Below are 1,932 nucleotides of genomic sequence, written 5' to 3' on the forward strand. Positions count from 1 at the left end.
GAACGACAGCCGATACATACTACGTATCACTCTGACTGGCTCAATCGCCAATGCAAAATTCTCGGTTCAGTGTCTGAACCAAGCCCTTAGCGTTGGTGATTGGTGGAGGCAGACGGGATCGAACCGACGACCCCCTGCTTGCAAAGCAGGTGCTCTCCCAGCTGAGCTATGCCCCCATGAGTACAGATAACCTCAGGTACCTACCGCCAGACAATGGTGGGTCTGGTTGGATTCGAACCAACGACCCCCGCCTTATCAAGACGGTGCTCTAACCGACTGAGCTACAGACCCCTGAGTCTGTCTTTAAATTTACAGCCGATAAGCGTGAGCGCTCAACTTTGCGAGATAGCTCTGGAAAGGAGGTGATCCAGCCGCACCTTCCGATACGGCTACCTTGTTACGACTTCACCCCAGTCATGAATCCTACCGTGGTGACCGTCCTCCTTGCGGTTAGACTAGCCACTTCTGGTAAAACCCACTCCCATGGTGTGACGGGCGGTGTGTACAAGACCCGGGAACGTATTCACCGCGGCATGCTGATCCGCGATTACTAGCGATTCCAGCTTCATGCACTCGAGTTGCAGAGTGCAATCCGGACTACGATCGGTTTTCTGGGATTAGCTCCCCCTCGCGGGTTGGCAACCCTCTGTTCCGACCATTGTATGACGTGTGAAGCCCTACCCATAAGGGCCATGAGGACTTGACGTCATCCCCACCTTCCTCCGGTTTGTCACCGGCAGTCTCCTTAGAGTGCTCTTGCGTAGCAACTAAGGACAAGGGTTGCGCTCGTTGCGGGACTTAACCCAACATCTCACGACACGAGCTGACGACAGCCATGCAGCACCTGTGCGCCGGTTCTCTTTCGAGCACTCCCACCTCTCAGCGGGATTCCGACCATGTCAAGGGTAGGTAAGGTTTTTCGCGTTGCATCGAATTAATCCACATCATCCACCGCTTGTGCGGGTCCCCGTCAATTCCTTTGAGTTTTAATCTTGCGACCGTACTCCCCAGGCGGTCAACTTCACGCGTTAGCTACGTTACTAAGGAAATGAATCCCCAACAACTAGTTGACATCGTTTAGGGCGTGGACTACCAGGGTATCTAATCCTGTTTGCTCCCCACGCTTTCGTGCATGAGCGTCAGTATTGGCCCAGGGGGCTGCCTTCGCCATCGGTATTCCTCCACATCTCTACGCATTTCACTGCTACACGTGGAATTCTACCCCCCTCTGCCATACTCTAGCCTGCCAGTCACCAATGCAGTTCCCAGGTTGAGCCCGGGGATTTCACATCGGTCTTAGCAAACCGCCTGCGCACGCTTTACGCCCAGTAATTCCGATTAACGCTCGCACCCTACGTATTACCGCGGCTGCTGGCACGTAGTTAGCCGGTGCTTATTCTTCCGGTACCGTCATCCCCCGACTGTATTAGAGCCAAGGATTTCTTTCCGGACAAAAGTGCTTTACAACCCGAAGGCCTTCTTCACACACGCGGCATTGCTGGATCAGGCTTTCGCCCATTGTCCAAAATTCCCCACTGCTGCCTCCCGTAGGAGTCTGGGCCGTGTCTCAGTCCCAGTGTGGCTGGTCGTCCTCTCAGACCAGCTACTGATCGTCGCCTTGGTAGGCCTTTACCCCACCAACTAGCTAATCAGCCATCGGCCAACCCTATAGCGCGAGGCCCGAAGGTCCCCCGCTTTCATCCGTAGATCGTATGCGGTATTAATCCGGCTTTCGCCGGGCTATCCCCCACTACAGGACATGTTCCGATGTATTACTCACCCGTTCGCCACTCGCCACCAGGTGCAAGCACCCGTGCTGCCGTTCGACTTGCATGTGTAAGGCATGCCGCCAGCGTTCAATCTGAGCCAGGATCAAACTCTTCAGTTTAAACCTGTTACTGTTTTCGGTTCAGTTAAGAACCGGTCGCTCAC

The 1,932-nt window shown here is 54.6% G+C and carries 2 tRNA genes and 1 rRNA gene; all 3 read right to left on the reverse strand.

Features of this window, described 5'->3' with window-relative positions:
* Positions 1-100 precede the first annotated feature (100 nt).
* Positions 101-176, reverse strand: a tRNA-Ala gene (locus AB0N29_RS20890).
* 38 nt (positions 177-214) lie between these two features.
* A tRNA-Ile gene (locus tag AB0N29_RS20895) sits at positions 215-291 on the reverse strand.
* A gap of 64 nt (positions 292-355) precedes the next feature.
* Positions 356-1,888, reverse strand: a 16S ribosomal RNA gene (locus AB0N29_RS20900).
* Positions 1,889-1,932 lie beyond the last annotated feature (44 nt).

It is taken from the genome of Nocardioides sp. NPDC092400, from assembly GCF_040684155.1.
GTDB lineage: Bacteria > Actinomycetota > Actinomycetes > Propionibacteriales > Nocardioidaceae > Nocardioides.